Source organism: Marinifilum sp. N1E240 (genome assembly GCF_009295825.1).
Taxonomy (GTDB): domain Bacteria; phylum Bacteroidota; class Bacteroidia; order Bacteroidales; family Marinifilaceae; genus Marinifilum_A; species Marinifilum_A sediminis.
In genome coordinates, this window is sequence record NZ_WHKF01000046.1 from 1 (window position 1) to 373 (window position 373).

Annotated in this window: 1 protein-coding gene; it reads right to left on the bottom strand. The window is 38.6% G+C overall.

Annotated elements, in window-relative coordinates; translation table 11 throughout:
• Nucleotides 1-373: hypothetical protein (locus GCQ56_RS20405; protein ID WP_227006134.1), on the bottom strand; the 373-nt coding region annotated here is incomplete at both ends.

The following is a 373-nucleotide window of genomic DNA, read 5'->3' on the forward strand; positions in this document are numbered from 1 at the left end:
TTTCCTGGTCAGATCCTAAATCTACTGTAGGATTCGAATGAACGGTTACATTTACATCATCATTCGCTGAACAGCCATTGCCATCAGTTACTACTACTGAATAGTTAGCACTTGTAGAAACTGTGATTGTTTGTGTCGTTTCACCTGTACTCCATAAATAGCTTGATCCTGCATTACCTGCATCCAATGCTATTGTATTGCCATCACAGGTTTCCTGATCAGATCCTAAATCTACTGTTGGATTCGAATGAACGGTTACATTTACATCATCATTCGCTGAACAGCCATTTGCATCAGTTACTACTACTGAATAGTTTCCACTTGCATTTACTGTTATGGTTCGAGTAATCTCACCTGTACTCCATAAATATGT